This is a genomic window from Aquisalinus luteolus (assembly GCF_009712425.2).
In the GTDB taxonomy this organism is placed as follows: Bacteria; Pseudomonadota; Alphaproteobacteria; order Caulobacterales; family Parvularculaceae; genus Aquisalinus; species Aquisalinus luteolus.
This window is the reverse complement of the sequence record NZ_VCJR02000008.1, coordinates 1,183-4,394: the sequence shown is the minus strand read 5'-3', so window position 1 is coordinate 4,394 and position 3,212 is coordinate 1,183. Positions and strand designations below refer to the sequence as shown.

Sequence of the window (3,212 nt, the reverse complement as noted above, 5' to 3'; positions counted from 1 at the left end):
TGCACGCTGCCATTCGCATTCTCGTCAACATTCCAAAATTTGCCCTTGCATCGCGGAGGCCATCCACACATACGCGGATTGGATGCCGCCAGCCTGTCGCCGCTGGACCACTCGCAAGGAGACTTCACTCTCCCTGCACCCATCGACTTGGGAGCGTTCCTGCCCCCAAGACCCCTGACCAATTCATGGAGACCAGAGGGAGATGGTCTCTCCCTCTGGACACCCTGTTCTATCCTTCAGGCGGCCTTATGCTCCGCCTGAATCAGCGACCCATGGCCTTCTGTCCTTGGTGCGAACCAGCGATGCAGGGCTGGCAGGACCAAGAGTGTCAGGACGGTTGAGGTGACGAGGCCGCCGACAACAACAGTTGCCAGTGGACGCTGCACTTCTGCGCCAACACCTGTTGCAAACAGCAGCGGCGCTAGGCCAAGGGCAGTCGTCAACGCTGTCATCAGGACTGGTCTTGCCCGCATGGCCGCCGCATCGATGGCGAGCCTGTCGAGCGGCTGACCGTCCCGTGCAAAGTCATCCATGAAGCTGACCAGCACCATGCCATTGCCGAGCGCTATACCGAACAGCGCGATGAAGCCGACTGTTGCCGGGACTGAAATCGGCAAGCCGGTCAACCATAGCGCTATTGCCCCGCCGGTCAGGGCCAGCGGTATGTTCAGCAGGATGAGGATCGCTGACTTCAACCGCCCGAAGGTCATCAGCAGAATAAGCAGGACGATGGCAAGCGTGATGGGGATCACCACAGCAAAACGCTTGTTCGCCTGCTGCTGCAATTCGAACTGGCCACCCCAGGCAATCCTGTAGCCTGGTGGTAGCTCGACTTGCCCGGCAACGATGTCCTGAGCCTCCGCGACGAAGGAGCCTATATCGCGTCCGCGCACATTGGCCTGCACGGTGATGAAGCGGTCGCCATCCTCGCGCGTGATCTGGCGCGGTCCGACAATCGTTTCTACATCGGCTATCGCACCGAGTGGCACCTGCGCTCCATCAGGCGCGGTCAGGATGACCCGGCGGATGCTTTCCACCGAACTGCGTGCATCTTCCCGGAATCTTACGATGACAGGAAACTGTCGCACGCCCTCGAACAGGACGCCCGCCTGCGTGCCGCCGATGGCAGCCCGCATGGCATCGAGTGCATCCTCCACCGCAAAGCCGTAGCGACCAATCGCATTGCGGTCGATCCGGGCGATGATCTGCGGTGCGCCGGTGATCTGGTCGGCCTGCACATCAGATGCGCCATCGACACTGTTCAGGACCGATTGCAGCTGCTGCGATTTTTCCAGCAGAACGTCCATATCAGGGCCGAAGATTTTCACCGCCAGCTCTGCCTTGGTCCCTGTCAGAAGTTCGTCCACGGACATGGCGATGGGCTGGCCGATATTCGCCTTTACGCCGGGATAGTCCGACAGGGCATCGGAAAGAGCATCGCGCAAATACTGCGAACTCATGCCATCCCGCCATTCGGCCTTTGGCTTGAGGGCAACGAAGGATTCCGAACTGTTGACGGGGTCGGCATGGGCACCGACCTCGCCACGCCCAATCCGTGAGACGATGGTGTCTATTTCGGGGAATTCCTCCAGCAACTTCGCTTCTATCCGCGTGACCGTGGATTTGGCTTCTGTGAGCGAAATGGACGGGGCCATGGTGATCCGCATCAGAATATCGCCTTCTTCCATGGCGGGCGTGAATTCCGAACCGAGCCGTGAAAAGGCACCAGCGCCCAGCACCAGCAGAACGACCGCAAGGGTCACGGCCATCCAGCGGGCGTGGACGAACACCGAAGCGGCTTTTCCGGCCAACTGTCCGAGCGCCCCGTTGTTCTCCTCGGGTTCACTCAATCCTTTACCTTTGACACGCATCAACAGAGCGGAGACCGCAGGTGCAACAAACACCGCATAGATCAGCGACCCTGTCATGGCGAGCGCTGCGGATGCCGCAAGAGGCCGGAAGGTTTTGCCCTCCACACCTTGCAGAGCAAACAGCGGCAGGAACACAACGATGACGACGGCTACCGCCGCTGCGAGCGGTGCGATAACCTCCGCCGTCGCCCCGGCGACGACCGTGCGTATATCCCTGGACGGATGATTCTTCAGAGCACGGTCGACATTCTCCGCAATGACGATAGCACCATCAACCATCATACCGATGGCGATGGCGACGCCGCCGAGCGACATAAGATTGGCAGAGATACCCACGGCCTGCATGGCGATGAAGGCAAACCCGACCGAAAACGGGATCGACAAGACGACGACAAGGCTTGGCCTCCAGCCACCCAGAAAAACGAGGATGATGACAGCCACAAGCAATGCGCCCTGCCACAGGGCGTTGGTGACGGTCGCTGCCGCCTTGTTCACCAGCGTGCCCTGATCGTAATAGGGAACAGCGCGCACGCCGTCCGGCAGGGTTGCGTTGATCTCGTCAAAGCGTTCCTGCACTCGGGCGATCACGTCGGAGGTATTGGCCCCATAGAGTTTGAGGACCAGTCCGGCAACGACTTCGCCTTGGCCGTCGGAGGTCGCCAGTCCCTGGCGGACGCCGCCGCCGACCTCGATCTCGGCGATATCGCCGACACGAACAGGCCTGCCATCATCGACCTTCACAACGGTAGACCGAAGATCATCGATGGAGCGGGCAAGACCGACACCGCGCACGGTATATTGTTCCGAGCCGATCTCGATGAACTGTGCGCCTTCCGTCTTGTTGCCGCGTTCCAGCGCATCGGTGACATCGGCAATCTGCAGGTCGTAGCGCAGGAGCGCATCGGGCTCGATGCGGACCTGATACTGCTTTTCATAGCCGCCAAGGGACAGAACTTCGGTTACGCCCTTGACCGTCTGGAGCTGATATTTGACCACCCAGTCCTGCAATTCGCGCATCTCCACGAGAGAGCGTTCGCCTGTGTCATCGGCCAGCTTGAAATACATGATAATGCCAAGCCCGCTGGAAACAGGGCCCATTTTGGGCTCGCCGAAACCTGGCGGGATTGCCTCACTGGCCTCGCCCAGCCGTTCAGCGACGACCTGCCGGGCAAAATAGACATCGGTTCCATCCTCGAAATAGATGTTCACCACTGAGAGACCGAAATTCGAAACAGATCGTATACGTTCCAGTTTCGGCAAGCCCGACATGGATGTTTCTATCGGATAGGTGACATAGCGCTCGACCTCTTCGGGCGCGAGGCCTTCGGTCTCCGTGAAGAC

At 59.8% G+C, this 3,212-nt stretch carries 1 protein-coding gene; it reads right to left on the bottom strand.

Annotated features, from left to right (window positions below):
* Positions 1 to 236: 236 nt before the first annotated feature.
* On the bottom strand, positions 237 to 3,212 hold a 2,976-nt coding region (locus FF098_RS17470; protein ID WP_166426622.1), incomplete at its 5' end, for an efflux RND transporter permease subunit.